24 protein-coding genes and 1 riboswitch are annotated in these 26,723 nt (G+C 36.5%); of the genes, 18 read left to right on the forward strand and 6 right to left on the reverse strand.

Annotation, left to right across the window (positions count from 1 at the left end; translation table 11 throughout):
• Positions 1-205 precede the first annotated feature (205 nt).
• A complete protein-coding gene (locus ACW0JX_RS01755) occupies positions 206-583 on the reverse strand; it encodes a YgaP family membrane protein (RefSeq protein ID WP_000812341.1) in 378 nt (125 codons plus the stop codon).
• Between the two features lie 294 nt (positions 584-877).
• On the opposite strand from ACW0JX_RS01755, the gene pcrB reads away from it, so the two are divergent.
• From pcrB to pruA, 6 genes are all read left to right on the forward strand, one after another.
• A complete protein-coding gene (gene pcrB / locus ACW0JX_RS01760) occupies positions 878-1,567 on the forward strand; it encodes a heptaprenylglyceryl phosphate synthase (RefSeq protein WP_000272109.1) in 690 nt (229 codons plus the stop codon).
• A 12-nt stretch (positions 1,568-1,579) separates the two neighbouring features.
• Positions 1,580-3,829, forward strand: a complete 2,250-nt coding sequence (gene pcrA / locus ACW0JX_RS01765) for a DNA helicase PcrA (protein ID WP_459245277.1) — start codon at positions 1,580-1,582, stop codon at positions 3,827-3,829.
• Between the two features lie 14 nt (positions 3,830-3,843).
• Entirely contained in the window at positions 3,844-5,853 is a 2,010-nt protein-coding gene (gene ligA / locus ACW0JX_RS01770) for an NAD-dependent DNA ligase LigA (protein ID WP_459245278.1), read from the forward strand.
• A gap of 16 nt (positions 5,854-5,869) precedes the next feature.
• On the forward strand, positions 5,870-7,066 hold the full coding sequence (locus ACW0JX_RS01775) for a CamS family sex pheromone protein (RefSeq protein WP_000717011.1): 1,197 nt from the start codon (positions 5,870-5,872) through the stop codon (positions 7,064-7,066).
• 96 nt (positions 7,067-7,162) lie between these two features.
• Positions 7,163-7,933, forward strand: coding sequence for a TSUP family transporter (locus ACW0JX_RS01780; protein WP_000391979.1), 771 nt, complete (start codon positions 7,163-7,165; stop codon positions 7,931-7,933).
• 152 nt (positions 7,934-8,085) lie between these two features.
• Positions 8,086-9,633, forward strand: coding sequence for an L-glutamate gamma-semialdehyde dehydrogenase (gene pruA / locus ACW0JX_RS01785; protein ID WP_000259555.1), 1,548 nt, complete (start codon positions 8,086-8,088; stop codon positions 9,631-9,633).
• Between the two features lie 270 nt (positions 9,634-9,903).
• On the opposite strand, the gene ACW0JX_RS01790 is transcribed toward pruA, so the two are convergent.
• Complete coding sequence (locus ACW0JX_RS01790; protein ID WP_065229664.1) at positions 9,904-10,449, reverse strand: cysteine hydrolase family protein; 546 nt, start codon at positions 10,447-10,449, stop codon at positions 9,904-9,906.
• 242 nt (positions 10,450-10,691) lie between these two features.
• Positions 10,692-10,797, forward strand: a riboswitch (SAM riboswitch).
• A gap of 123 nt (positions 10,798-10,920) precedes the next feature.
• Here ACW0JX_RS01790 and ACW0JX_RS01795 point away from each other — a divergent pair.
• Genes ACW0JX_RS01795 through ACW0JX_RS01805 form a run of 3 tightly spaced genes read left to right on the forward strand, consistent with a single transcriptional unit; the run spans position 10,921 to position 13,471 of the window.
• Positions 10,921-11,940, forward strand: a complete 1,020-nt coding sequence (locus tag ACW0JX_RS01795; RefSeq protein ID WP_053565390.1) for a methionine ABC transporter ATP-binding protein — start codon at positions 10,921-10,923, stop codon at positions 11,938-11,940.
• Positions 11,930-12,595 (forward strand): methionine ABC transporter permease, encoded by a 666-nt coding sequence (locus ACW0JX_RS01800; protein WP_001261865.1) that lies wholly within the window; start codon positions 11,930-11,932, stop codon positions 12,593-12,595. Before ACW0JX_RS01795 ends, ACW0JX_RS01800 begins: the two co-directional genes overlap by 11 nt.
• Positions 12,596-12,616: 21 nt before the next feature.
• Entirely contained in the window at positions 12,617-13,471 is an 855-nt protein-coding gene (locus ACW0JX_RS01805; RefSeq protein ID WP_016083725.1) for a MetQ/NlpA family ABC transporter substrate-binding protein, read from the forward strand.
• Between the two features lie 164 nt (positions 13,472-13,635).
• On the opposite strand, the gene ACW0JX_RS01810 is transcribed toward ACW0JX_RS01805, so the two are convergent.
• The 4 genes from ACW0JX_RS01810 to ACW0JX_RS01825 form a co-directional block, all read right to left on the reverse strand.
• Positions 13,636-14,103, reverse strand: coding sequence for an HXXEE domain-containing protein (locus ACW0JX_RS01810; protein WP_002182395.1), 468 nt, complete (start codon positions 14,101-14,103; stop codon positions 13,636-13,638).
• A 61-nt stretch (positions 14,104-14,164) separates the two neighbouring features.
• Positions 14,165-14,356, reverse strand: coding sequence for a DUF3926 domain-containing protein (locus ACW0JX_RS01815; RefSeq protein WP_000544106.1), 192 nt, complete (start codon positions 14,354-14,356; stop codon positions 14,165-14,167).
• Positions 14,349-15,530 (reverse strand): ArsA family ATPase, encoded by a 1,182-nt coding sequence (locus ACW0JX_RS01820; protein ID WP_459245279.1) that lies wholly within the window; start codon positions 15,528-15,530, stop codon positions 14,349-14,351. The genes ACW0JX_RS01815 and ACW0JX_RS01820 overlap by 8 nt, the downstream gene beginning before the upstream one ends.
• 76 nt (positions 15,531-15,606) lie before the next feature.
• The gene (locus ACW0JX_RS01825; protein ID WP_000942494.1) at positions 15,607-16,089 is read right to left on the reverse strand and encodes a MarR family winged helix-turn-helix transcriptional regulator; all 483 of its coding nucleotides are present in this window, start codon (positions 16,087-16,089) and stop codon (positions 15,607-15,609) included.
• Between the two features lie 231 nt (positions 16,090-16,320).
• Here ACW0JX_RS01825 and ACW0JX_RS01830 point away from each other — a divergent pair, with 231 nt between their 5' ends.
• The 9 genes from ACW0JX_RS01830 (at position 16,321) to gabD (ending at position 26,697) form a co-directional block, all read left to right on the forward strand.
• Positions 16,321-16,557: a YiaA/YiaB family inner membrane protein gene (locus tag ACW0JX_RS01830; protein ID WP_001254393.1), complete on the forward strand. Its 237-nt coding sequence runs from the start codon at positions 16,321-16,323 to the stop codon at positions 16,555-16,557.
• A 141-nt stretch (positions 16,558-16,698) separates the two neighbouring features.
• Positions 16,699-16,989, forward strand: a complete 291-nt coding sequence (gatC, locus tag ACW0JX_RS01835) for an Asp-tRNA(Asn)/Glu-tRNA(Gln) amidotransferase subunit GatC (protein WP_000086999.1) — start codon at positions 16,699-16,701, stop codon at positions 16,987-16,989.
• Positions 16,990-17,004: 15 nt separating this feature from the next.
• Positions 17,005-18,462 (forward strand): Asp-tRNA(Asn)/Glu-tRNA(Gln) amidotransferase subunit GatA, encoded by a 1,458-nt coding sequence (gene gatA / locus ACW0JX_RS01840; RefSeq protein WP_000051455.1) that lies wholly within the window; start codon positions 17,005-17,007, stop codon positions 18,460-18,462.
• A gap of 14 nt (positions 18,463-18,476) precedes the next feature.
• Complete coding sequence (gene gatB / locus ACW0JX_RS01845) at positions 18,477-19,904, forward strand: Asp-tRNA(Asn)/Glu-tRNA(Gln) amidotransferase subunit GatB (RefSeq protein WP_001047685.1); 1,428 nt, start codon at positions 18,477-18,479, stop codon at positions 19,902-19,904.
• Between the two features lie 557 nt (positions 19,905-20,461).
• The gene (locus tag ACW0JX_RS01850) at positions 20,462-21,367 is read left to right on the forward strand and encodes a diacylglycerol kinase (RefSeq protein WP_000977679.1); all 906 of its coding nucleotides are present in this window, start codon (positions 20,462-20,464) and stop codon (positions 21,365-21,367) included.
• A 140-nt stretch (positions 21,368-21,507) separates the two neighbouring features.
• A complete protein-coding gene (locus ACW0JX_RS01855) occupies positions 21,508-22,251 on the forward strand; it encodes an HAD family hydrolase (RefSeq protein ID WP_459245280.1) in 744 nt (247 codons plus the stop codon).
• A 154-nt stretch (positions 22,252-22,405) separates the two neighbouring features.
• Positions 22,406-23,770, forward strand: a complete 1,365-nt coding sequence (gene gabT / locus ACW0JX_RS01860) for a 4-aminobutyrate--2-oxoglutarate transaminase (RefSeq protein ID WP_075719049.1) — start codon at positions 22,406-22,408, stop codon at positions 23,768-23,770.
• Between the two features lie 115 nt (positions 23,771-23,885).
• Positions 23,886-25,253, forward strand: a complete 1,368-nt coding sequence (locus tag ACW0JX_RS01865; protein ID WP_459245281.1) for a sigma-54 interaction domain-containing protein — start codon at positions 23,886-23,888, stop codon at positions 25,251-25,253.
• On the forward strand, positions 25,246-26,697 hold the full coding sequence (gene gabD, locus ACW0JX_RS01870) for an NADP-dependent succinate-semialdehyde dehydrogenase (RefSeq protein WP_000358135.1): 1,452 nt from the start codon (positions 25,246-25,248) through the stop codon (positions 26,695-26,697). The genes ACW0JX_RS01865 and gabD overlap by 8 nt, the downstream gene beginning before the upstream one ends.
• The last annotated feature ends 26 nt before the right edge of the window (positions 26,698-26,723 follow it).

A 26,723-nucleotide genomic window follows, 5' to 3' on the forward strand; every position in this document is an offset into this window, starting at 1 on the left:
ATATAAAAATGATATCACTTTTATATCATTTTAAGCAAGGGGTATGCACCTAATTTTCTGAAATTTATTGATTGATATCTTTTATGTACATTTTAAAGTTAGAAATAAGAATATACGTTCTGTTTTATGGTAAAATAAAGAAGACTTAACCGCCCACTGCAGCAGCTAAGTCCCTTTGAGAGCATCTTGCATCGTGACAAATGATTCAAAGCGGTTTTGCCAGGATTATTTCTTCAATCGCTGACTCAATCTCTTTGTCAGAAGCGTCATAACTTCCCTTTGACTTTGGCTTGTCATGAGCGGAAGTTTGATTCACTTCTTCTTTAGCATGTCCTTTTTCAGTAAAATTCATGCCAGGCATTTTAAATGCGCCCATATTCATGTATTTTCCAAATTTCCACGCTTCAACAATAGGGCAGAAGCGAACAATTCCCTCTGCAACTTTCATTGCACCAATCCATAGAAAAATGTTAGACCAAGTGCACCACGGCTTGCGTACAAGTTTAGTTGCACTACATCCGAAGAGGACAAGCCCAAGTGTAATTCGAATTAGAGCGTTTATTGTCCCGATGTTTTGCTTCATTAGAAAAACACTCCTTTTTATGAAAATTGAAATAGTAAATACTACTTCTCTTATTAGTATCCCGTGTGATTTTTGGGATATGTAATCCAACATTTGACGTTGAAAAAGATGTTGGATTCGGCGTGTGTGTCAGTAGCTTTTTTTGTTATAATGAAAGAATGCATAAAAAGAAGGTGAAATTAAATCCTTCTTTTTGAAAAATATTTAATAGCTATTTTAAAAAATCAAGATAAAAACTAACTGTTATTTTAAACAGAACTATAGATATAACTAGAGAAAAGGAAGGGTGTTTTCATGTACGATATTTCCGGATGGAAACATGTATTTAAGCTTGATCCAAATAAGGAGTTAAGTGATGAATATTTAGAAATGATTTGTGAGTCTGGAACGGATGCTGTTATTGTAGGCGGAAGTGATGGAGTTACAATTGATAACGTATTACACATGCTAGTTAGCATTCGTAGATATGCAGTTCCTTGTGTATTAGAGGTTTCTGATGTAGAAGCAATTACACCAGGATTTGATTTTTATTACATCCCAAGTGTTTTAAATAGCCGAAAAGTAGAATGGGTAACAGGTGTTCATCATGAGGCATTGAAAGAATTTGGGGATATTATGGACTGGGACGAAATTTTTATGGAAGGGTATTGTGTTTTAAATCCCGAAGCGAAAGTAGCCCAGCTTACAGATGCGAAATGTGATTTAACAGAAGATGACGTTATTGCATATGCGCGTTTAGCAGACAAGTTATTACATTTACCGATATTTTATTTAGAATATAGCGGTACGTATGGAGATGTTGAACTTGTTAAAAATGTAAAAGCAGAATTGAAACAAGCCAAGTTATATTATGGCGGTGGTATTTCTAATGCAGAACAGGCGAAAGAAATGGCGCAATATGCTGATACAGTAGTTGTTGGAAATATTATTTATGATGATATAAAATCGGCGTTAAAAACAGTTAAAGCAGTAAAAGGAGAGTAGGTGCAGGCGTATATGAGTATGACAGATAAGTTATTAAACGGTTTAAATCCACAGCAACAAAAAGCAGTACAAACAACGAGTGGACCACTGCTACTAATGGCAGGTGCAGGTAGTGGTAAGACACGCGTGTTAACACACCGTATTGCGTATTTGCTTGGTGAAAAAGGTGTAGCACCATGGAATGTACTAGCTATTACCTTCACAAATAAAGCAGCTCGTGAAATGCGCGAGCGTATTGATAAACTTGTGGGACCAGAAGCAGAAGATATTTGGATTTCGACGTTCCACTCTATGTGTGTACGTATTTTACGACGCGATATCGATCGTATTGGTATTAATCGTAACTTTACAATCTTAGATTCAGGTGATCAGCTAACTGTAGTCAAAAAAATTATGAAAGAGCGCAATATTGATCCGAAGAAATTTGAGCCGCGCTCTATTTTAGCGGGTATTAGTAATGCAAAAAATGAACTGTTATCTGCGGATAAATATGCAAAAAAAATTACAATGGCTGATCCATATGAAAAATTAACGAGCGATGTATACACAGAGTATCAAAAACGTCTTTTGAAAAATAATTCATTAGACTTTGATGATTTAATTATGACGACTATTCAGCTATTTGAACGTGTTCCAGAAGTATTAGAGTTTTATCAGCGTAAGTTCCAATATATTCATGTTGATGAGTATCAAGATACGAACAAAGCGCAATATCTTCTTGTTAAACATTTGGCAGCACGTTTTAAAAATCTTTGCGTTGTAGGTGACTCTGACCAGTCTATTTATCGCTGGCGTGGTGCAGATATTTCTAACATTTTGTCATTTGAAAAAGACTATGAGAATGCACAGGTAATTTTGTTAGAACAAAACTATCGTTCGTCACAAAATATTTTAAATGCAGCGAATGCTGTTATTGAAAAAAATACGAATCGTAAACCGAAGAAATTATGGACAGACAATCAAGTTGGAAGTAAAATCTCGTATTATCGTGCCGCAACTGAAAAGGACGAAGCATATTTTGTTGCGAAAAAAATTCGTGACGATCTTCAAATGGGGAAACGAAAATACACTGATTTTGCAGTGCTATATCGTACGAATGCTCAGTCTCGTATGGTCGAGGAGATTTTCCTTAAATCTAACATTCCGTACAAAATTGTCGGGGGAACTAAGTTCTACGACCGTAAAGAGATTAAAGATATTTTGGCGTACTTACGTTTAATCGGTAATCCAGATGATGAAATTAGTTTTGCACGTATTATTAACATGCCAAAGCGTGGTATTGGTGCGACTTCTATCGATAAAATTATTAATTATGGTGTGCAAAACGGAATTTCATTAACTGCTGTATTTGATGAGATTGAGCATGTTGGAGTAAGTGCAAAAATTACAAAGGCAGTAAAAGAATTCGCAAGTTTATTACACAACTGGGTAAATATGCAAGAGTATTTATCTGTTACAGAATTAGTAGAAGAAGTTATTGAAAAAACAGGCTATCGCGATATGTTGAAAAATGAGCGTTCTTTAGAAGCGGAAGGTCGTTTAGAAAACTTAGACGAATTCTTATCTGTTACGCAAACATTTGAATCTCAAAGTGAAGATAAGAGCCTTGTTGCATTCTTAACAGATTTAGCACTTGTTGCTGATATTGATCGTGTAGATGAAGACCCAACTGCTGGTGAAGAAGTTATTTTAATGACGATGCACTCAGCAAAAGGATTAGAGTTCCCGGTTGTCTTTATTGTTGGTTTAGAGGAAGGGATATTCCCTCATACTCGTTCTCTTATGGAAGAGGATGAAATGCAAGAAGAACGTCGTCTTGCTTATGTAGGTATTACTCGTGCAGAAGAAGAGTTATATTTATCTAATGCGCAAATGCGTACTTTATTTGGTAGAACAAGTATGAACGCTGCGTCTCGCTTCATTACAGAAATCCCGGCAGAACTAGTGGAATCATTAAATGAAACAGCGCCGAAGCGTGAAAATTCGTTTGGTGCAAAAAGCAGAACAGCAAGTAGCAGTAAAATGACAACGACAACCACAACACGCTCTCGTTCAGCTTTCGCGCGTCCAGCAGCGAAGACGACAGGCGGTGAGCAAATTGGCTGGGCAGTAGGTGATAAAGCTTCCCACCAAAAATGGGGAATCGGTACAGTTGTAAGTGTAAAAGGTGAAGGTGATGCAAAAGAATTAGATATTGCGTTCCCAAGCCCGATTGGTGTTAAACGTTTGTTAGCAAAATTTGCACCTGTGACGAAACAATAGAAAGGAATGAGGATATGTCAAAAGAGATAGCAAAAAAACGTATAGAAGAACTACGTGATTTGTTAAATACATTTAACTATCAATATCACGTATTAGACAATCCTTCTGTTTCTGATGCGGAGTATGACCGTAATATGCAGGAGCTTATAAAATTAGAAGCAGAGAATCCAGAGTTTATGAGTGAAGATTCTCCCTCCGTTCGCGTTGGGGGAACTATTCTTGATATATTTGAAAAAGTAACACATAAGTCACCAATGTTAAGTTTAGGGAATGCATTTAACGAAGGAGATTTACGTGATTTCGACAGAAGAGTACGTCAAGGAATTGATGGTGCGAATGTAAGATATATATGTGAATTAAAAATTGACGGGCTTGCCGTTTCGCTTCATTATGAAAAAGGACGCTTCATTCAAGGGGCGACACGTGGTGATGGTGTAACGGGTGAAGATATTACTCAAAATTTAAAAACGATTAAAGCTATCCCACTTCGTTTAAATGAAGAAGTAACGTTAGAAGCACGAGGCGAAGCTTATATGCCGAAGCGTTCATTCGTTAAACTAAATGAAGAAAAAGAGCAAAATGGAGAAGATGTATTTGCGAATCCGCGTAATGCAGCAGCAGGTTCAATACGTCAACTTGATCCGAAAATTGCAGCGAAGCGTAACCTATCTATGTTTGTGTACGGTCTTGCGAATGTAGAAGAAAAAACAATTCCATCGCACAGTGAATCGCTTGATTTCTTAGGTGAACTCGGATTTAAGACAAATCCAAATCGCCGTACATGTGAAACAATCGAAGAGGTTATAGCTTATGTAGAAGAATGGCAAGAAAAACGTCCGCATCTTGATTATGAGATTGATGGAATCGTTATAAAAGTAGATGATGTTGCTCTTCAAGAAAGTCTAGGAACTACAGCGAAGAGTCCAAGATGGGCGATTGCTTATAAATTCCCAGCTGAAGAAGTTGTAACGAGACTAACAGGCATTGAATTAAGTGTTGGCCGAACAGGGGTTGTAACGCCGACTGCAGAGCTAGAGCCAGTGAGAGTTGCTGGTACGATTGTTCGCCGTGCTTCTTTACATAACGAAGATTTGATTCGTGAAAAAGACATTCGAATTGGTGACTACGTTGTTGTGAAGAAGGCTGGAGATATTATTCCTGAAGTTGTGAACGTTATTTTTGATAAGCGTACTGGTGAAGAAGAAGAATACCGTATGCCAACGCATTGTCCAGCATGTGAGAGTGAACTTGTTCGTTTAGAAGAAGAAGTAGCACTTCGATGTATAAATCCGACTTGTCCGGCTCAAATTCGAGAGGGATTAATCCATTTCGTTTCAAGAAATGCGATGAATATTGATGGACTTGGAGAACGTGTCATTACACAACTCTTTGATGCAGATTATATTCGTACATTTGCTGATTTATATGCATTGACGAAAGAGCAATTATTACAGTTAGAACGTTTTGGTGAAAAATCAGCAACAAACTTAATACAAGCAATTGAAAATTCTAAAGAAAACTCGTTAGAGCGATTATTATTTGGTCTTGGAATTCGCCACGTTGGAGCGAAAGCAGCACGTACATTTGCAGAGCACTTTGAAACGATGGATGAGCTTGTAAAAGCAACAGAAGAAGAACTAAAAGCAATTAATGAAATTGGCGAAAAAATGGCTCAATCTGTTGTGACATATTTTGATAATGAAGATGTATTAGAATTATTACAGCAGTTTAAAGAGTATGGCGTGAATATGACATACAAAGGTATAAAAATTGCAGATTTACAAAATGTTGAATCTTACTTCGCAGGAAAAACGGTTGTTTTAACAGGTAAGCTAGAAGTTATGGGACGAAGTGAAGCGAAGAAGAAGATTGAGGCATTAGGTGGAAAAGTAACAGGAAGTGTTAGTAAGAGTACGGATTTGGTTGTTGCAGGTGAAGCAGCTGGTTCGAAATTAGCACAAGCGGAGAAACATAATGTTGAGGTTTGGAATGAAGAGAGGTTCTTACAAGAGCTAAATAAGTAAGAGGTGCAAACTTACCATGAAAAAAATAGCATTAGCGATATTAAGCCTGGGCCTACTTGTAAGTGGGTGTAGTGCAGGTGCCGACAAAGATGAAAAAGTGGCTGAGAAATCGGGGAAAGCAAAAGAACAATCAGTTGTTCCAAAATACGCTATTTCGGATGAATATTATAAGACGACTATTCCATTTGATGGTGGAAATGCACGTGGTTTAGTGGTGCAAGGGCTAAATAGTCGTCTTGATATAGATGAATTTGAAACAGGATTAATGCGAATTGCAAAAGAATCATTTAATACGAAAGATAATTTTTTAAAAGGCGGAAGTGCTCTAGATACTCAAGTGATACAGATGCTTGTTAAAAGAAAACGTACAGATGCTGAACAAAAGGAACTAGAGGACAAATTAAAAAAAGATGCAGTTAAATTTCCTAATATAGGATTAAACCCTGCGTTAGGAACGGGATCCGAATCACTAGAAGTGAAAAATAAAAAAAATCCAATATATATTTCAAATATTTTAGAGCATGATTATTATGTGAAAAAAGGCGATAACAGCGAGGAACGTGTTGGTATGGTAGTTGGATTAGCAATGAATTCTGTTCAATATTTTAACGAAGAGCATGGTTATCCACGTGAAGCTGCAATCCCGGATGAAAAGATGTTAGCTGAAGGGAAAAAAATGGCGCAAGAAATTTTGAAAGTTATACATCAAAAACAACCTGATACAAAAAATATTCCGATAACATTTGCGATTTATCGCCAATCTCCAAAGTCTTCGCTCGTACCAGGTAACTTTGTTTCTTATGCAAATGTAGAAAAAGGTAGTGAAACGGTTGAAGATTGGAAACAAATTAATGAGAAATACTATTTGTTCCCATCAGAGCAAGCGAAAACAGATAATAAACGTGAAGATCTTGCAAGAGTATCCAACTTTAAGGCAAAACTAAGCGATTATTTCCAAGGCGACTATACAGCTGTTATTGGTACTGGTATGTATAGAGATGATGAATTAAGAGAAATGAAGCTTGATATTCCTGTCCAGTTTAATGGAAAAGCTGAAATAATTGGTTTTACACAATATGTGGCAGGGCTTGTTATGGAATACTTCCCGAATTATATGAAAGTACAAGTAACGATTAAATCTGTAGAACGCCCAGAAGCTATTATTATACGTGAAGCAAAACAAGATGAACCACTTGTGAAAATTTTAGATTAAATATGAAGGCTGTTCCTCTATGGAACAGCTTTTTTTCTTATGTAATTTTGTTATAATTTAAAATGTTGTAAATAATAGGGGTAAGGGGTAAAGTTCATGGAAGAATTAAGTTTTCAAGTCATTATTTTATTAATTGCATTCGGTTTTTTAGCAGCTTTTATTGATTCCGTTGTTGGAGGAGGAGGGTTAATTTCGCTTCCTGCGCTTATGTTTGTTGGCTTATCGCCAGCTTCGGCAATTGCAACGAATAAATTAGCAGCAACAATGGGGACGTTTACGAGTGCGATGTATTTCATTCGATCAGGAAAAGTTGATTTTAAAATTGTAGGAAAGTTAATCCCGTTAACTATTGTTGGAGCTGTTGCAGGTGCTTTAGTAGTAAAATTTATTCCATCGGATATTTTACGCCCATTAGTACTTGTAATGTTGGTATTTATTGCTATTTATATTATTGCAAAAAAGAATTGGGGAAGTGTGTCTACCTATAAGAAGATGACGCAAAGAAAAACATTAATATTTTTCTTTGTTATTTTAATGATAGGATTTTATGATGGATTTTTTGGACCAGGGACAGGGTCATTTTTAATTTTTGCATTTTTATTAATTGGTTTGGATTTTATTCAAGCGGCAGCATCTGGAAAACTTTTGAACTTTGTTAGTAATATTGTATCTTTAATTACTTTTTTATTTTTAGATATAATTCATTTTGAATACGGTATTATCATGGGATTATCAATGATCTTAGGTGCTTATTTGGGATCGAAGTTTGCGGTTCAAAAAGGCGTTGGATATGTAAGGACTTTATTTTTATTAGTTACTATATTATTGATCGGGAAAAATGTTTTGGAATATACTCATATTTTGTAGATTCATACGCATGTATGAATCTCTTTTTTTATTATATTTTAAAAATTTATTAATTTTTAAAATATAAGTCTAGGAATATTTGAATAAATCTAAATTATCGTGTAGAATAATGTTGTAAAATGTAAACGTTTTTCTAAGGGGAGGCTAAAAAAATGGTAGTAGCATACAAACATGAGCCATTTACAGATTTTTCAGTGGAGGCTAACAAATTAGCGTTTGAAGAAGGTTTAAAGAAAGTAGAATCTTATCTTGGACAAGACTATCCATTAATTATTGGGGGAGAAAAAATCACTACAGAAGACAAAATTGTTTCTGTAAACCCTGCAAATAAAGAGGAACTTGTTGGTCGTGTTTCAAAAGCAAGCCGTGAGTTAGCTGAAAAAGCAATGCAAGTAGCGGATGAAACATTCCAAACTTGGAGAAAATCAAAGCCAGAAATGCGTGCAGACATTTTATTCCGTGCTGCAGCAATCGTTCGTCGCAGAAAACATGAATTCTCTGCTATTCTTGTAAAAGAAGCAGGTAAGCCATGGAATGAGGCAGATGCTGATACAGCAGAAGCAATCGACTTTATGGAATATTATGGTCGTCAAATGTTAAAATTAAAAGACGGTATTCCAGTAGAAAGCCGTCCAATTGAATATAATCGTTTCTCTTACATTCCATTAGGAGTAGGTGTTATCATTTCTCCTTGGAACTTCCCATTCGCAATTATGGCAGGTATGACAACAGCTGCTTTAGTTTCTGGTAACACAGTATTACTAAAACCAGCTAGTACAACTCCTGTAGTAGCAGCGAAATTTATGGAAGTATTAGAAGAAGCTGGCTTACCAGCTGGCGTAGTAAACTTCGTTCCAGGTAATGGTTCTGAAGTTGGTGACTACTTAGTAGATCATCCTCGTACACGTTTCGTAAGCTTCACGGGATCTCGTGATGTAGGTATCCGTATCTATGAGCGTGCAGCGAAAGTAAACCCAGGCCAAATTTGGTTAAAACGCGTTATCGCTGAAATGGGCGGTAAAGATACAATCGTTGTTGATAAAGAAGCAGATCTTGAATTAGCAGCTAAGTCTATCGTTGCATCAGCATTCGGATTCTCAGGACAAAAATGTTCTGCATGTTCTCGTGCAGTAATCCACGAAGATGTATACGATCACGTATTAAATCGTGCTGTTGAATTAACAAAAGAATTAACAGTTGCTAACCCAGCAGTATTAGGTACAAACATGGGTCCTGTTAATGACCAAGCTGCATTCGATAAAGTAATGAGCTATGTTGCAATTGGTAAAGAAGAAGGTAGAATCTTAGCAGGTGGAGAAGGAGACGATTCTAAAGGCTGGTTCATCCAACCAACAATCGTTGCTGATGTTGCAGAAGATGCTCGCTTAATGAAAGAAGAAATCTTCGGACCAGTAGTAGCATTCTGTAAAGCAAAAGACTTCGATCATGCACTTGCAATTGCAAACAATACGGAATACGGTTTAACAGGTGCTGTTATTACTAACAACCGTGACCATATTGAAAAAGCACGTGAAGACTTCCACGTTGGTAACTTATACTTCAACCGTGGATGTACTGGTGCAATCGTAGGTTACCAACCATTCGGTGGCTTTAACATGTCTGGTACAGACTCTAAAGCTGGTGGACCTGATTACTTAGCACTTCACATGCAAGCAAAAACTACTTCTGAAACTTTATAAGAAATAGTAGAGGAGCTCTTCACAAAGTGTGAAGAGCTCCTTTTAAAATTGAAACCCCATATATTACCGTCGTTCGAAGAGAATGAGCTAAAACCTATTAATACCGGGATAAACATGTAAACAGAAATAAAATAATGAGAAAAGTTGACGTATTAGTCATATTTTTTAGTATTCATTTTGAGAATTTCCTGTATAATACAATTTGAAAGAAAATCTATGGTTCGACAAGGAACACTCCTTTCGGTTTTGCTCACTGAAAGGAGTGTTTTTTTATGTAGCTAAAAATTCTTTCGTGCTTATTACATTTGCATATACGCCATTTAAACTAGCTAAAATTGTATTGTGAATATAAACAGCTGGTATAGTAGCGTTCTTAAAAGAAAGGTCTTTTGTAGCACAAGCATCGTGTATAACGGTACATTGAAAACCAAAATCAAATGCAGCCCTTACTGTAGCATCAATACACATATGAGTCATCATCCCGCATACGACGACATGTTCAATGTCTAAACGCTGTAATTGCTCTAGAAGATTAGTTTCTCGGAAGCTATTTGGATAATGTTTGACTATAACTGTTTCTTCTCTAAGTGGACGTACGCTTTCGTGAATATGTACACCTTCTGTATTAGGTAGGAAAAAAGTAGCGTCATCTTTTATAGCTACGTGTTGGATATGAAAAATAGGTTCGCTGTTTGTTCTAAAGTGTTGTAATAACTGATTAGCATATTCGCTTGCTTCTACTGGATTACGCAATTCCATCTTTCCATTTGGAAAATAATCGTTTTGAATATCGACGAGTAAAAGAGCTGTTTTCATATATTTATCTGCCTCCGAGTTTCATATTCAAATAAATTTATTCAATTCGTAGAGAGGATTCTCCTGTTTAAAAATATGAGGAAGAAGAATTTTAAATAACCTTGAAAGTTACTATTTTCTCATGAATTTTCATCTAAAAATTTTAATAAAGGAATAATTAATATTTTTCTAAAAAATGTATTGACTCTTATTATTCTGAGTTCTATAATGAGAATTAATTAAATGACAATTAAATCGATACATTCTTATCCAGAGAGGTGGAGGGACTGGCCCTACGATACCTCAGCAACGGGTTTTTTAATACCGTGCTAACTCCAGCAAGCCATATAAAGGCTTGGAAGATGAGAAGATGTGAACGAGTACATATAAGTGCTCTCCTTCTTATCTTTATGGTTGATAAGAAGGAGAGCACTTTTTATTTTACCTCGAAAGCTCTACTTCAAGTTTTTACAGCATATAGGAGGGGAAAAAATGATTTCTTTTAACAATGTAAGTAAAGTGTATGAATCAGCTGGGCGATCTGTTCATGCGGTGGAGGATGTAACATTATCAGTTGAGAAAGGCGAAATTTTTGGCATTATCGGTTTTAGTGGCGCTGGAAAGAGTACATTATTACGCTTAGTAAATATGTTAGAGAGACCAACGTCAGGAACGATTGCAATAGATGATAAAGATATTACATCATTATCGACGAAAGAATTGCGCAAACTAAGACAAAGAATCGGAATGATTTTTCAAAGCTTTAATTTATTTAATTCAAGAACAGTGTTTGGGAATATTGCTTATCCATTAAAGTTAGCGAAATTGCCAAAGAACGAGATAAAGGAACGAGTGAATGAACTGCTGAAGTTTGTAGGGTTAGAAGATAAAGCAAACTATTATCCAGAACAGCTATCAGGGGGACAAAAACAACGTGTTGGTATTGCTAGAGCACTTGCGACATCGCCAGATATTCTTATATGTGATGAGGCAACATCAGCCTTAGATCCAGAAACGACGACAGAAATTCTAAACTTATTAAAGAAAGTAAATCGAGAATACAATTTAACAATCCTTCTTATTACACATGAAATGCATGTTGTGAAAGAAATTTGTCACCGTGTAGCTGTAATGGAGAAGGGAAAAGTTATTGAAGAAGGAAAACTGTTCGATGTTTTCACGCAACCAAAAACAAAGACGACTCAAAACTTTGTACGTTCTGTTATTAATGATCATTTACCAGAAAGTGTTCTAGCGAAAATTCAAAATGGTGGTCAAATTTATCGTCTAACATTTACTGGTGAGGAGACAGGACAGCCGGTACTATCATATATCGCAAAAAACTATAACGTCGATGTAAATGTACTGTACGGAAATATTATTGAACTTCAAAATGTGCTATTTGGAAATCTGCTTGTAGAATTGCAAGGTGAGCAGAGGGAAATTCAAAAAGCATTACAACATCTAAGACTGCAAGTGCAGCTGAAGGAGGTAGAAGCTCATGCGAGTTGATTGGAGTATATTTTGGCCGCGCATACTAGATGCGACGGGGGATACCCTCTTAATGGTAATTGTAACCCTTATATTCGCTACAATTCTGGGTATACCTCTAGGTTTACTTTTATATGTAACGAGAAAAGGGAACTTTTTAGAAAATAAATGGGTCTTTTCTATTCTTAACATCATAATTAATACAATTCGTCCGGTACCATTCATTATCTTTTTAGTAGCTTTAAGTCCACTAACGAGAAGCGTTATTGGAACGACGATTGGAACAGCAGCAGCAATTTTCCCGATGACGTTAGTCGCATCAATTGGTATTGCTAGAATGGTTGAAACAAATCTTGTTTCCGTTCCGAAAGGAGTAATTGAAGCAGCGCAAGCAATGGGCGCCTCGCCAATTAGAATTGTTTTTGAAATCCTTGTACCAGAAGCGTTAGCACCATTAATCTTAGGTGTCACATTTATGACAGTTGGTTTAATTGAATTTTCTGCAGTTGCTGGGCTTGTCGGTGGTGGCGGTCTTGGTGACTTGGCAATGACATATGGTTATCAACGTTTTGATACATCAGTTATGTTTGTAACGGTTGTTTTACTTATTATTCTCGTACAGATAGCTCAAAATTTAGGAAACTACTTTGCGAAAGTCTTGTTACGTAGATCATAAAAAGGAAGAGAGGAAAAGAAAATGAAGAAAATTTTAGCATTTGCATTATCAGCAATTGTAGGCGTCTCAGCATTAAGTGGCTGCTCAAGTGGAGACACGGGTGCAGGAGCGAAAGAAAAAGTAGTTCGCGTCGGTGTAACTGGAACGGATGGAGACGCTTGGGAAATTTTGAAGAAAAAAGCTGAAAAAGAAGGGATTAAGATTAAACTGGTGGAGTTCTCTGATTATACAACTCCAAATAAAGCTTTAGCTGATGGAGATATTGAATTAAACTCATTTCAGCATATTGCTTTCTTAGAGCAATTTAAAAAAGAGCATAAGTTAGATATTACAGCTGTTGGTACAACACAAATTGCGCCAATGGGTTTATACTCTGAAAAATATAAGAAGGCAAATGAAATTCCAGATGGTTCAGAAATTGCAATTCCAAACGATCCAACGAACCAAGCACGTGCATTAAAACTTCTTGATGCAGCTGGAGTATTAAAGCTTAAAAAAGATTTTGGCTTATTTGGAGATCCAAGCGGCATTGCTGAAAATCCGAAGAAGTTAAAAATCACGCCGGTTATCGCACAGCAAACACCTCGTGTGTTAAAAGATGTAGCGGCATCAGTTATTAATAACGGTGTTGCTGGTCAAGCTGGATTAGATCCAGCGAAGGATCCTATTTTCTTAGAAGATCCAAAGAATGAAAATGCGAAGCCATATATTAATATTTTTGCAGCTCGTACGAAAGATAAAGATGATCCAACACTGAAAAAAGTAATTGAATTATACCATTCAAAAGAAGTAACAGATGCAATTAAAAAAGAAACAAATGATGGTTCAATTTCAGTTGATCTTTCACTAGAGGAGCTTGAAAAAATCGTAAAATAATGATTGAGTTTAATGGACTAACAGAAGGAACCCCTCCGCTGTTAGTTCGTTCAACATATAAACTTAACAAACGAACCCTAATTCTGTACCTTCCAATTTTGTATAACGTAGAATCCAATGTTTGTTAAGTAGAGTAATGGACCAGGAGTTTTCCTGGTCTTTTTTTATGAATGAAAGTAGCTAGCGAACAGTAAGGTAATCCAAATTATAATGGGATAAGAAAATAAGCTGAAAAGGAGTGTAATTACGAATTGCTTTTGATGAATTAAGTGTTTTTTTGATAAAAAAAAGAAAATAGAAAAGAGAGTAATGAAAAATGCTGATATTACGCCGGGGTTATAGGAGCGATAAATGAAAAACAAAATAATATGTTGAACAGAGTTAAAGAAGATGGCCCCTTGTATAAAAATAATCCAGCATATAGAAGACAAGAAGTTAAGTTGATATAGAAAGACGATAAGTAATACAAAGATTGTTAATACGGAAATGGCAATGAAAAATTGTTGGCTAGTTATAAGACGGATTGAAAATTGATTAGCAAGATATTGTGGCATTTGGAAAGCTTCTTCAAGGTTATGAATGAAAAATAATAAGGGAATGATCCAGAGTATAGTAGTGGAATGCTTTTTCATCAACTTACATCACTCCAATAAAGTATAGAAAGCCTAAAAAAGGCCCTTTATACAGAGATAGTTATTCAATTATGATATTTTTTAAATTAACTTCATGATGATCTCGTTCTTTCGGATAAGCAGCTAGCTCCTCTTGCAAAATATTTAATATTTGCTTAGCTGATTGCTGGATTGGATTAGGTAGCTCTTCTAATATATGCATCCCGACTTTTACTTTTGTACGAATTACCCTTCGTAGTAGTTCCTCATGCATGCACTACACCTCCAAACCGAATGTTTAGTATATCTTCTTCAAATTTTGCCCCTTGAATAGAAAGGTGTGTTAACGTTTTTGGCAATGTAATATTTCGTTTCACAGAGCCAGCTCGAATAATTAGCTCATCACCTTTTTGATTTAATGAAAGTTCACTTTTGTTTGAGAAGGGAATAGAAAGAATGAAAATATAATCCTCGCCATCTTTTCTTACATATTGTGTGCGGCCGTTAAATTTCACTTCAGTAGGACAATGATCAGTTTTAAATAAAGCATCGCCTACACGCTCTAACATAGGTAAACCAACAACTTCTTGTTCAAACATTGGAGCTTCGTAAATAGGAAGTGGATCAAAACTATTTTGAATTAATGTTTTATATTTCTTTTGTGTATCTTTCCATGCTTGAAAATAAGGATCGGTGACGGTGTTAGGGATGACGCGATTAATCATAATGGCATCTACGTTATAATCGTATAAATTTAAATAAGTAAAGCTACGCTGAGCTTCTTTAATGACCATTTTTTCAGGATTTACAACGATGCGGATACTTGTTACTTCTCGGTTTGATAAAATATCTCTCATTTCTCCGAGCTGTTCAAGTGTATTTGTTAATTCGTCCATAATATCGTCGGTTGGAAGAGGGACACCAAGGAGTGGTTGAGCTACAGGACGAACGACTTTTAAAACTTTTCTTTTAATAGGAAACAATTTTTCCATCCACCAGCCGAGCATGTCTGGAAAACTTAGCATTGCTAATGTTTCTCCTGTTGGAGCGCAATCAATGATGATAACATCATATGTGTTTTGTTTATAATAATCGAGTACGCGAAGTAAGCTAATTAAATCTTCCATACCAGGAAACATCGTTAATTCTTCTGTTGTAATATCATCAGCTGCTTTGGAAGTGAATAGTAAGGTAATGTATTTCTGTAACTTTCCCCAACCTTTTTCCATTTCATAAATCGTATTAATTTCTTGTGCCCATAAATTTTCACGGATTTCTAATGGCTCAGAAGATAACATTATACCAAATGAATCTCCTAAACTATGAGCAGGATCTGTACTCATTACTAAAGTTTTTAATCCTTGCTTCGCACTTTGAAGTGCTGTTGCTGCTGAAATGCTAGTTTTTCCTACGCCGCCTTTACCTGTATACAAGATAATTCTCATCATTCATATCCCCTTTGTTTCGAATGTCGAATATTACGAGTGTCGAAGTAAATGGTTGAATAAAAACCCAGATAGGGTTTTATTCAATCGGAATGTTTTTCATTTTAGGTGTAGAAACCTTTTCTTCTGTTTTTTGCTGTGAGGTAGCAATGTGATTCATAATCTTTTGGAAGATTTGTAGTAAGAATGCTTTTTCTTCTTCTGACAATGCTTCTGTCACTAAGCTAAAGTAATGGGCTGCATTTTGTTTTACTTCTTGAACGAGCATTACGCCGGTTTCTGTTAACCGAATTAATACAATACGTCGGTCGTTTTCATCACGGTAGCGTTCAATATATCCCTTTTTTACAAGGCGATTTACAACGCCCGTCGTTGTACTCATCGGTATATCAAGAAGATCAGCAATTTTTGTCATTGTAATCTCTGTATTTCGTTCCATCCAAAGTAAACAAAATACTTCTGTTTTGGAAAGTGTTAAATCAAGGCTTACCCATTCTTCAGGATAGAAAAGTTTCTTGGCGTTATCTAGCAGTAAGTCTAAAAAATGTTCATATTGCAACAATTAATTCCACTCCCGTATATTTCGAGGTTCGTAATATTTATTTTTATTTTATGCAGAATAGAAATAAATGTCAATCATTTTAATTGTTTTTTCAGATTAGGCAGAAAACTTTCTTTAAAATAGTATTCTTTTATGATAGATTTATAAATATAAAACTAGAATTTACATAAAAATCCATCATGGTAAATATACTTATCTATAATGGGTATACAGCTAACGAGGGGGAGAACGATGAGAAGACGTAATACGCAAGCGTTCACGTTTTTAGCATGGACTTCATTTGTTTGTGCGCTTTCAGGTATGCTAATTGGGATTTATACGTTAGATGAAACGCTTAGTGTAAAAGGATACTATTTAATTGGAACATTATTTTTAACGATGTCTTGTTTTGTATTACAAAAAACAATTCGTGATAATGAAGAAGATAACGAGAGATTTCCGAAAAATAAACCGTTAGATAAAGAGTAAATTGTAAAGAAAGGCATTTGCCTTTCTTTTTTTATGTAAAAATGGCGTAAGTACTCTGTGTTGACTTGCTTGAAGTACTGAAAATTTGGTATCATCAATAGTATTGTAGATTGAACGATATATTATGGAGGTGGCCTAGCCGTGTCAAGAATTTCCGTTGAGAATGTAAAGCACGTAGCACATTTAGCACGTCTTGCAATTACTGATCAAGAAGCAGAAAAATTTCAAAAACAACTAGATGCAATTGTTACATTTGCAGAACAGTTGAATGAATTAGATACAACAGATGTAAAACCAACAACTCATGTATTAACTATGAAAAATGTTATGCGTGAAGATGTACCAGAAAAAGGTTTACCAGTCGAAGAAGTATTAAAAAATGCACCGGATCACAAAGATAATCAAATCCGTGTTCCAGCAGTATTAGAATAGAGGAGGGGAATTTCGATGTCATTATTTGATCATTCAGTATCCGAGTTACATAAGAAGTTAAACAGCAAAGAAATTTCCGTTACGGATTTAGTAGAAGAATCTTACAAACGTATTGCGGATGTTGAAGATAACGTAAAAGCTTTTCTTACATTAGATGAAGAAAATGCACGCGCAAAAGCGAAAGAATTAGATGCAAAAATTGGCGCTGAAGATAATGGTTTATTATTCGGTATGCCAATTGGTGTAAAAGATAACATTGTAACTAACGGTCTTCGTACAACTTGTGCGAGCAAAATGTTAGCAAACTTCGATCCAATTTATGATGCGACAGTTGTGCAAAAGCTAAAAGCTGCTGACACAATTACAATCGGTAAATTAAACATGGACGAGTTCGCAATGGGTTCTTCAAATGAAAACTCAGGATTCTACGCTACGAAAAACCCATGGAACTTAGATTACGTTCCAGGCGGATCTAGTGGTGGTTCTGCAGCAGCTGTAGCAGCAGGAGAAGTACTATTCTCTCTAGGTTCTGATACGGGTGGTTCTATCCGTCAGCCAGCTGCATATTGCGGTGTTGTAGGTTTAAAACCAACTTACGGACGCGTATCTCGTTACGGATTAGTAGCATTCGCATCTTCACTTGACCAAATCGGACCGATTACACGTACAGTAGAAGACAATGCATACTTATTACAAGCTATTTCAGGTATTGACCGCATGGATGCAACTTCTGCAAACGTTGAAGTTGGAAACTATTTAGCTGGTTTAACAGGCGATGTTAAAGGTTTACGCATTGCTGTACCGAAAGAATACTTAGGCGAAGGTGTTGGCGAAGAAGCTCGTGAGTCAGTACTAGCTGCTTTAAAAGTATTAGAAGGTATGGGCGCAACTTGGGAGGAAGTATCGCTTCCACACTCTAAATACGCTCTAGCAACGTATTACTTACTATCTTCTTCTGAAGCATCTGCGAACCTTTCACGCTTTGATGGCGTGCGTTACGGTGTTCGTTCTGATAATGTAAATAACTTATTAGATCTTTACAAAAACACACGTAGTGAAGGTTTCGGTGATGAAGTTAAACGTCGTATTATGCTTGGTACATTTGCGCTTAGCTCTGGTTACTATGATGCATATTACAAGAAAGCACAACAAGTACGTACATTAATTAAAAACGACTTTGAAAATGTATTTGCTAACTATGATGTTATTATTGGACCAACAACGCCAACTCCGGCATTTAAAGTGGGCGAAAAAGTTGATGATCCAATGACAATGTATGCAAATGACATTTTAACAATCCCAGTAAACTTAGCGGGTGTTCCAGCGATTTCTGTTCCATGTGGATTCGGTGCTAACAACATGCCACTTGGTCTACAAATCATTGGTAAACACTTCGATGAAGCGACAATTTACCGCGTTGCACATGCGTTTGAGCAAGCAACAGACTATCATACAAAAAAAGCAAGTCTGTAAGGAGGCGAGCATAGATGAATTTAGAAACAATTATTGGTTTAGAGGTTCACGTTGAGTTAAAAACAAATTCGAAAATTTTCTCTGCGAGTCCAACAGAATTCGGAGCGGAGCCAAATACACAAACAAGTGTAATTGACTTAGGATACCCAGGGGTACTTCCTACTTTAAATAAAGAAGCAGTTAACTTTGCAATGAAAGCTGCAATGGCATTAAACTGTGAAATCGCAACGGAAACGAAGTTTGACCGTAAAAACTATTTCTATCCAGATAACCCGAAAGCTTACCAAATCTCTCAATTTGATAAGCCAATTGGTGAAAATGGTTGGATTGAAATCGAAGTAGACGGTAAAAAGAAACGTATCGGTATTACACGTCTTCATTTAGAAGAAGATGCTGGTAAATCAACGCATACAGCTGATGGTTCATTAGTAGACTACAACCGTCAAGGTATGCCTTTAATCGAGATCGTATCTGAGCCAGATATGCGTACACCAGAAGAAGCATATGCATACTTAGAGAAGTTAAAATCAATCATTCAATACACTGGTGTATCTGATTGTAAGATGGAAGAAGGTTCCTTACGTTGTGATGCGAACATTTCTCTTCGTCCAGTTGGACAAGAGAAGTTCGGTACAAAAGCGGAACTGAAAAACTTAAACTCATTCACTTACGTACAAAAAGGTCTTGAACACGAGCAAGTGCGCCAAGAAAAAGAGCTGTTATCTGGTGGTATCATCCAACAAGAAACACGTCGTTATGATGAAGCAACGAAGAAAACAATCTTAATGCGTGTGAAAGAAGGATCTGACGATTACCGTTACTTCCCGGAGCCAGACTTAGTTGAACTTTACATCGATGATGAGTGGAAAGAAGCAGTTCGAGCTTCTATTCCAGAACTTCCAGATGCACGTAAAGCTCGCTACGTTGCAGAACTAGGCTTACCAGCTTATGATGCACACGTGTTAACATTAACGAAAGAGATGTCTGATTTCTTTGAAGCAACTGTTGCAGACGGTGCTGATGCGAAATTAACATCGAACTGGTTAATGGGTGAAGTACTTGCATACTTAAACAAACAACAAAAAGAATTAAAAGACGTTGCATTAACGCCTGCTGGTTTATCTAAAATGGTTCAATTAATTGAAAAAGGTACAATTTCTTCTAAAATCGCGAAGAAAGTATTTAACGAATTAATTGAAAAAGGTGGAGACCCAGAAGAAATCGTTAAAGCGAAAGGTCTTGTTCAAATTTCTGACGAGGGTACACTTCGTAAAGTTGTAACGGAAATTCTTGATAATAATGAGCAATCTATCGAAGACTTTAAAAACGGTAAAGACCGTGCAATTGGCTTCTTAGTTGGTCAAATTATGAAAGCTACAAAAGGACAAGCAAATCCACCACTTGTTAACAAAATCTTACTTGAAGAGATTAATAAGCGATAATAGTAGTGACTTTTAAAGATTAAGCAGAAAAACACCCGTACATGGGTGTTTTTCTAGGTTAATCAAACGTTTGTTTAAATGAGACAAAATCGTTTAAACAAACGTTTGATTAACTGTCAAAAGTGGAAAAATGTTTGTATAGCAACTATGGTATGATAGTTGCAAAAAGGTGGGAATAATGATAAATCTAAACATAGAGGTTTTTTTCATCTCATGAAATAATAGATAGTTATTATTCGTTATATGTAAATTTTTATGGAAGAATGGATAGAAATAAAGTGAAACTTTAATTAGTAGGAGGTTCATCCAACACTGATTATTAGCCCTCACCAATCGGGCATTTACTGCCCGCAAATAGCGGGATAAATTTTGAAGTCAAATAAAAAACCATTGAAATGAATATTTACTTTTGATGGACTACACGAATCGGGTTCTTACTGCCTGTTTGAGCGGGATAAAAGAAGGATAGCAAGATGAGAGGAGGTAGGCATGGGAATACTGAATAGAAGTTCAGTATGTTCTTTGTCGATACATAAAGAAATTTCCTGTGCTAATAAATGATGAAGCGAGCAAGAATTATTTATAATCCTACTTCTGGGCGTGAGCTATTTAAGAAGAGCTTACCAGAAGTATTACAAAAATTAGAACAAGCTGGCTATGAGACATCTTGTCATGCGACAACGGGTCCTGGAGACGCTACTGTGGCGGCGAGGCAAGCTGCGGATCGTAAGTTTGATGTTGTTATTGCGGCTGGTGGCGACGGTACATTAAATGAAGTAGTAAACGGTTTAGTTGGGCATGAATTCCGTCCGAAATTTGGAATTATTCCAGTTGGAACGACAAATGACTTTGCACGTGCAATTGGTGTACCTCGTTCTATTGAAGAGGCAGCAGATATTATTTGCGAAGGAAAAACAGTGCCATTAGACCTTGGTAGAGCGAACGATACATATTTTATTAACATCGCTGGTGGCGGTCGTATTACAGAATTAACATACGAAGTACCGAGTAAGTTAAAGACAGTATTAGGACAACTTGCTTATTACCTAAAAGGTATCGAGATGTTACCATCATTGCATCCGACATATGTTGAAATTGAGTATGATGGAAAGTTACTACAAGAAGAAATTACGATGTTTTTAATTACGAATACTCGTTCAGTAGGTGGATTTGAAAAGGTAGCACCGTATGCATCTATTAACGATGGGTTATTTGACCTATTAGTACTGAAAAAAGGTTCTATCGCTGATTTAATTAAAGCAGCAACACAAGCACAACGTGGTGAACATATTAATAATCCAAAAGTGTTATATACACAAGCGAACCGAATTAAAGTACATTCACCAGATAAATTAATGATTAATTTAGATGGTGAGTATGGTGGAGATGCACCGATGGAATTCGAAAATATATATCATTGTTTAGAACTATTTGTTCCTGAACATCAAGAGGATGCCCTGTAAAGGCATCCTTTTTTACTTTGTTAAAATGAATTGTAAATTGGGAGTTAGTTTGATTTTTATGGTATTTTTACAATTCTTTTATTTTACATCCATACTTTATTGATACACTGGAAGAGATAAGAAATGAGAGGTAGGGTGCTATGGAGAAGGTAAAGGCGATATTATTTGATAAAGATGGGACATTAATGGATTTTCATTCAATATGGATAAAAGTAGCTGAAGAGCTTGTAGCTGAATGTATAAGTTTATACCATTTACCAAGTACAATAGGGCAGACCTTATTAGAAGAGATTGGTGTAGAGGGAGCATTTGTTAATCCGAGGAGTGCAATAGCTGCTGGAACAAGCCTTGATGTAGCGAAGGGGCTTTGTAATTATATTGAGTCTGCTAGAGAAGAAGAGATGCATCAGTGGGTAAGTGAGAAGTTATTTTCCCTTATGTATGAGCATCGTTCGCATATGAAAATGACAGCGGATTTACCGAAAGTGTTACAGGCATTAAAAGATAAAGGATTTATATTAGGGGTAGTCACGGCGGATGATTTCGCACCAACAGAATTATTTTTAAAACAATATAAGTTGGAGAACTTTTTTGGTTATATTATAGCCTCGGATACATTCCCTGCGCAAAAACCAGATAAAAAGATTATAGAAGTGTTTTGTGAGAAATTTAATTTAGAATCATGTGAGGTTGCGGTTGTTGGAGATACGCCAACTGATTTACATTTAGCTAAAAATGGCGATTGCTATGCAATTGGGGTGCTATCTGGTACGGGAGACCGTCCAACATTAGAACCACTTGCTGATTTAGTGTTAGATTCTGTTGGAGAGTTTATTTCTCAATCGGGTGAGTTTTTCTGGGAGAAAGAAAAGTCTAATGTGTAAGGAAAATAAGTCTATAAAGACTCTTAATGAGTCTTTATAGACTTATTTTTTATACCTGGATACAAAGAATATAGGATAAATGCTAGAAAAGAAAGTTGGCATATATTTTGCAATAAGAAGAGAAAACAATGTAAAGAAAAGGATGGGGTACGCAATGAACACAAAAAAATTTGCTAAAGTAAATGAACAAATTCCAGGACCGAAAGCGGCATCTTTATTAGAACGCCGTCAAAATATAGTACCAAAAGGAGTAAGTAACGGCATCCCAACGTTTGTACAATCTGCAAATGGTGCTCTTGTAACAGATGTTGATGGCAATCAGTACATTGATTTTGCAGGAGCAATCGGGACAATTAACGTAGGGCATTGTCATCCAACGGTTAAAGAAGCGCTCCATAAACAAGTCGATCAATACATTCATACTGGATTTAATGTCATGATGTATGAGCCATATATTGAATTAGCAGAAAAGCTTGCGGCATTGGCACCAGGAAGTTTCGATAAGCAAGTCCTATTTTTAAATAGTGGTGCAGAAGCAGTTGAGAACGCGGTGAAAATTGCTCGTAAATATACGAAGAGATCTGGTATTATCGCATTTTCTAAAGGTTTCCACGGGCGTACATTAATGACAATGACGATGACAAGTAAAGTGAAGCCATATAAATTTGGGTTTGGTCCCTTTGCTCCAGAAGTATATAAAGCGCCATTTCCATACGAATACCGTCGCCCAGAGGGATTAACGGAAGAGCAGTATGATGATTTTATTATTGAAGAGTTTAAGAACTTCTTCATATCGGAAGTAGCGCCAGAAACAATCGCAGCTGTTGTAATGGAACCTGTTCAAGGGGAAGGTGGATTTATCGTCCCAAGTAAGAAATTTGTTCAAGAAGTACGCCGCATTTGTTCAGAGAATGGCATCTTATTTGTAGCGGATGAAATACAAACAGGCTTTAGTCGTACAGGAAAATATTTTGCAATTGATCATTATGATGTCGTTCCAGATTTAATTACAGTGTCTAAATCATTAGGGGCTGGTGTACCGATAAGTGGTGTCATTGGACGTAAAGAAATTATGAATGAATCTGCACCAGGTGAACTTGGTGGAACGTATGCAGGAAGTCCATTAGGATGTGCGGCTGCATTAGCTGTTCTCGATGTAATAGAAAATGAGAAATTAAATGATAGAGCGATAGAATTAGGAAAAGTCGTAATGAACCGATTCGAAGAGATGAAAAATAAATATAATTGCATTGGTGATGTGCGTGGGTTAGGAGCAATGTGTGCATTTGAGGTCGTTCAAGATCGTAAGACGAAAGCACCTGACAAAACGTTAACGGCTAATCTATGTGCAGAAGCAAATAAGCGTGGGTTACTTTTATTATCAGCAGGAACGTATGGAAATGTTATCCGTGTGTTAATGCCTTTAATTATTACAGATGAGCAACTTGAAGAAGGATTAACAATAATTGAAGAATCGTTGCAAGCTTGCTATGAGCAAACAAACATCGCTCGCGTGTAAAAACTGAAGTATAAATAGCAAACATTCTAGCTGACTCTATATTAAATGCAGAAAATTCACTTTATAATAAAGGTAGTGAAGTGGATCGATGGATTTGAAGTTAGGGGTGGCTAGGATGGTTGCAGAAAAGGAACGAGTGTTAATGGATTTAAAAGATGTATTTGAATATGCGTTTGACGAAATTTTTGTTACAGATGAGCAAGGGATCGTTGTGCGTGTAAATAGTACATGTGAAAGGCACTACCAACTAGCTGCAGAAGAGTTAGTTGGTAAGCATGTAAAAGAACTACAAAAGAATGGAATCTTTTATCCATCAGCGACATTAGAAGTGATTGAAAAAAAGAGGCCAATTGAACTCGTTCAAACTACAAAATCAGGAGAGTATTTACACGTTCGTACAAGGCCTGTTTTTGATGATGAGGGAAATTTAAGAAGAGTGATTAGTTATTCTCGAGACCTTACTGAACTCTATCAATTACGTCAAAAGGTAGAGGAAATGGATAATCAGCTAAAAACATATAAAAAAGAATTAAGAGAAACATATGAGCATGAAGGACTTATTTTTAAAAGTCTAGCTATGCAAAAAATAGTCGATACAATCAAAAAAGTATCTGTAGTGGATAGTACTGTTCTCGTTTTAGGCGAGACTGGAGTAGGAAAAAGTCGATTAGTACGCCATTTACATGAAGTGAGTCACCGTAAGCATGAAAATTTCTATGAAATTAATTGTGCGGCATTGCCAACTAATTTAATTGAATCGGAGCTCTTTGGATATTCAGGTGGATCTTTTACAGGTGCGAATCGTGAAGGGAAAAAGGGACTATTAGAATCCGCGCATAAAGGAACTCTTTTTTTAGATGAAATCGGTGAAATGCCGATTGAAATTCAAGCGAAGCTTTTGCAAGTATTGCAAGAAAAAACATTTCGTCCTATAGGCGGAAGAGAATTAAAAAAAGTGGATGTTCGAATTGTGGCGGCAACAAATAGAGATTTAAGCGAGATGGTGAAACAAGGAACATTTCGGAAAGATTTATACTATCGTTTGAATGTCATTCCAATTGCAATTCCCCCGCTTAGGGAGAGAACAGAAGATATTTTGCCGCTTATTTATCATTACTTGCAGCACTTTAATAAAAAGTACGGACGTGATGTGAAACTAGCACCGGGTACATTACAAATGTTTGTCGGATATCCGTGGGAAGGAAACAATAGAGAAATAGAGAATGTAATTGAGAGAATTGTTATTACTGTCGATGATGTTGTAACGGTAGAGGATTTGCCACTCTCTATGCAAAAGGCTGCAGTTGAACAATCGGGGCAAAGCCTTTATAAAATGCTGGAAGAGGTAGAGAGAAATATTATTCTTAAAGCGTATAAAACGTATGGATCAAGTTATAAAGTGGCTGAGTTTTTGCAAATTAGTCAATCTGCGGCTACTAGGAAAATTAAGAAGTTCATAGAGGAGGAAGAAAATATTGGATAAAAAGGCGACTTTCGTAAGTATAGATAAAAAGGCGATGTATATAAATGGTGAGTGGATTACACTACAAGAACAAATTGAAGTAAATAATCCTGCGACGAAGGAAATATTTGCAACTGTACCAAAAGGCGGAGTAACAGAGGCAAAGCAAGCTGTTGATGCTGCACATGAAGCTTTTAAAACGTGGTCTAAGTTAACGGCAGCAGATCGTGCCACGAAGTTAAAAAAGTGGTTTACGCTTATTGATGAAAATAAAGAAGAGATCGCAGCGATTATGACGAAGGAACAAGGGAAGCCGTTTGCAGAAGCGCTTGGTGAAGTAAATTATGCAAACAGTTTTGTTGAATGGTATGCAGAAGAGGGGAAACGCGTATATGGTGAAATGATTCCTGCTGCTCATCCGAATAAGCGCATTTTAGTTATGAAGCAACCAGTTGGCGTTATGGCAGCTATTACACCTTGGAACTTCCCAGCTGCTATGATTACGAGAAAGGTAGCCCCAGCGCTTGCAGCAGGCTGTACAGCCGTTGTGAAACCAGCAAGTCAAACGCCATTAACTGCATTGAAATTAGCTGAATTAGCCCATGAAGCAGATATTCCAAAGGGCGTAATCAATATCGTAACAGGTAGTGCAAAAGCAATTGCTGATACATGGATGGAAGATGGTCGCGTTCGAAAAGTGTCCTTTACAGGGTCAACGGAAATCGGGAAAGAGTTAATGGCTAGTGCGGCGCAAACGATGAAAAAAGTTTCGCTTGAGTTAGGGGGACACGCTCCGTTTATCGTAATGAATGATGCAGATTTAGATAAAGCAGTAGAAGCGGTGATTGGTTCGAAATTCCGTAATGCAGGACAAACGTGTATATGTACAAACCGAGTATTCGTTCAAGAAGAAGTATACGAAGTATTTGTAGAGAAGTTCCAAAAGGCAGTAGGGCAGTTGAAAGTAGGAGACGGTTTCGGTGACGGAACGACTGTCGGGCCACTTATTGATGAGAATGCAGTTTCAAAAGTACAAGAACATATTGAAGATGCTATTCAAAAAGGTGGAACAGTTTTATATGGTGGTCAAAAGGTCGCAGAGTTAGAGGGACATTTCATTCAACCGACTGTAATTGGGTTGGCAAATGATACGATGCTTTGTATGAATGAAGAAACATTTGGGCCAGTGGCACCAGTTGCGAAATTTAAAACAGTTGATGAAGTAATCGAACGTGCAAACAATACACCATACGGTTTAGCTGCGTATATTTTCACGAAAGACATTAGCCAAGCATTCCAAATTAGTGAAGCGTTAGAGTACGGTATTATCGGTCTAAACGATGGTCTTCCATCAGTTGCACAAGCACCATTTGGTGGATTTAAAGAAAGTGGTATCGGCCGTGAGGGAGGCCATTTCGGTATCGAGGAATATTTAGAAATTAAATATATTTCATTGGGACTATAAGTAGTATACTAGAATCTCTATAAGGT

This window comes from Bacillus sp. C-3-6, from assembly GCF_054509685.1.

Bases quoted from the DNA above. Each gene is read 5' to 3' on its own strand.
- ACW0JX_RS01755 (WP_000812341.1), bottom strand. From the start codon at position 583: ATGAAGCAAAACATCGGGACAATAAACGCTCTAATTCGAATTACACTT.
- pcrB (WP_000272109.1), top strand. From the start codon at position 878: ATGTACGATATTTCCGGATGGAAACATGTATTTAAGCTTGATCCAAAT.
- pcrA (WP_459245277.1), top strand. From the start codon at position 1,580: ATGAGTATGACAGATAAGTTATTAAACGGTTTAAATCCACAGCAACAA.
- ligA (WP_459245278.1), top strand. From the start codon at position 3,844: ATGTCAAAAGAGATAGCAAAAAAACGTATAGAAGAACTACGTGATTTG.
- ACW0JX_RS01775 (WP_000717011.1), top strand. From the start codon at position 5,870: ATGAAAAAAATAGCATTAGCGATATTAAGCCTGGGCCTACTTGTAAGT.
- ACW0JX_RS01780 (WP_000391979.1), top strand. From the start codon at position 7,163: ATGGAAGAATTAAGTTTTCAAGTCATTATTTTATTAATTGCATTCGGT.
- pruA (WP_000259555.1), top strand. From the start codon at position 8,086: ATGGTAGTAGCATACAAACATGAGCCATTTACAGATTTTTCAGTGGAG.
- ACW0JX_RS01790 (WP_065229664.1), bottom strand. From the start codon at position 10,449: ATGAAAACAGCTCTTTTACTCGTCGATATTCAAAACGATTATTTTCCA.
- ACW0JX_RS01795 (WP_053565390.1), top strand. From the start codon at position 10,921: ATGATTTCTTTTAACAATGTAAGTAAAGTGTATGAATCAGCTGGGCGA.
- ACW0JX_RS01800 (WP_001261865.1), top strand. From the start codon at position 11,930: ATGCGAGTTGATTGGAGTATATTTTGGCCGCGCATACTAGATGCGACG.
- ACW0JX_RS01805 (WP_016083725.1), top strand. From the start codon at position 12,617: ATGAAGAAAATTTTAGCATTTGCATTATCAGCAATTGTAGGCGTCTCA.
- ACW0JX_RS01810 (WP_002182395.1), bottom strand. From the start codon at position 14,103: ATGAAAAAGCATTCCACTACTATACTCTGGATCATTCCCTTATTATTT.
- ACW0JX_RS01815 (WP_000544106.1), bottom strand. From the start codon at position 14,356: ATGCATGAGGAACTACTACGAAGGGTAATTCGTACAAAAGTAAAAGTC.
- ACW0JX_RS01820 (WP_459245279.1), bottom strand. From the start codon at position 15,530: ATGATGAGAATTATCTTGTATACAGGTAAAGGCGGCGTAGGAAAAACT.
- ACW0JX_RS01830 (WP_001254393.1), top strand. From the start codon at position 16,321: ATGAGAAGACGTAATACGCAAGCGTTCACGTTTTTAGCATGGACTTCA.
- gatA (WP_000051455.1), top strand. From the start codon at position 17,005: ATGTCATTATTTGATCATTCAGTATCCGAGTTACATAAGAAGTTAAAC.
- gatB (WP_001047685.1), top strand. From the start codon at position 18,477: ATGAATTTAGAAACAATTATTGGTTTAGAGGTTCACGTTGAGTTAAAA.
- ACW0JX_RS01850 (WP_000977679.1), top strand. From the start codon at position 20,462: ATGATGAAGCGAGCAAGAATTATTTATAATCCTACTTCTGGGCGTGAG.
- ACW0JX_RS01855 (WP_459245280.1), top strand. From the start codon at position 21,508: ATGGAGAAGGTAAAGGCGATATTATTTGATAAAGATGGGACATTAATG.
- gabT (WP_075719049.1), top strand. From the start codon at position 22,406: ATGAACACAAAAAAATTTGCTAAAGTAAATGAACAAATTCCAGGACCG.
- ACW0JX_RS01865 (WP_459245281.1), top strand. From the start codon at position 23,886: ATGGTTGCAGAAAAGGAACGAGTGTTAATGGATTTAAAAGATGTATTT.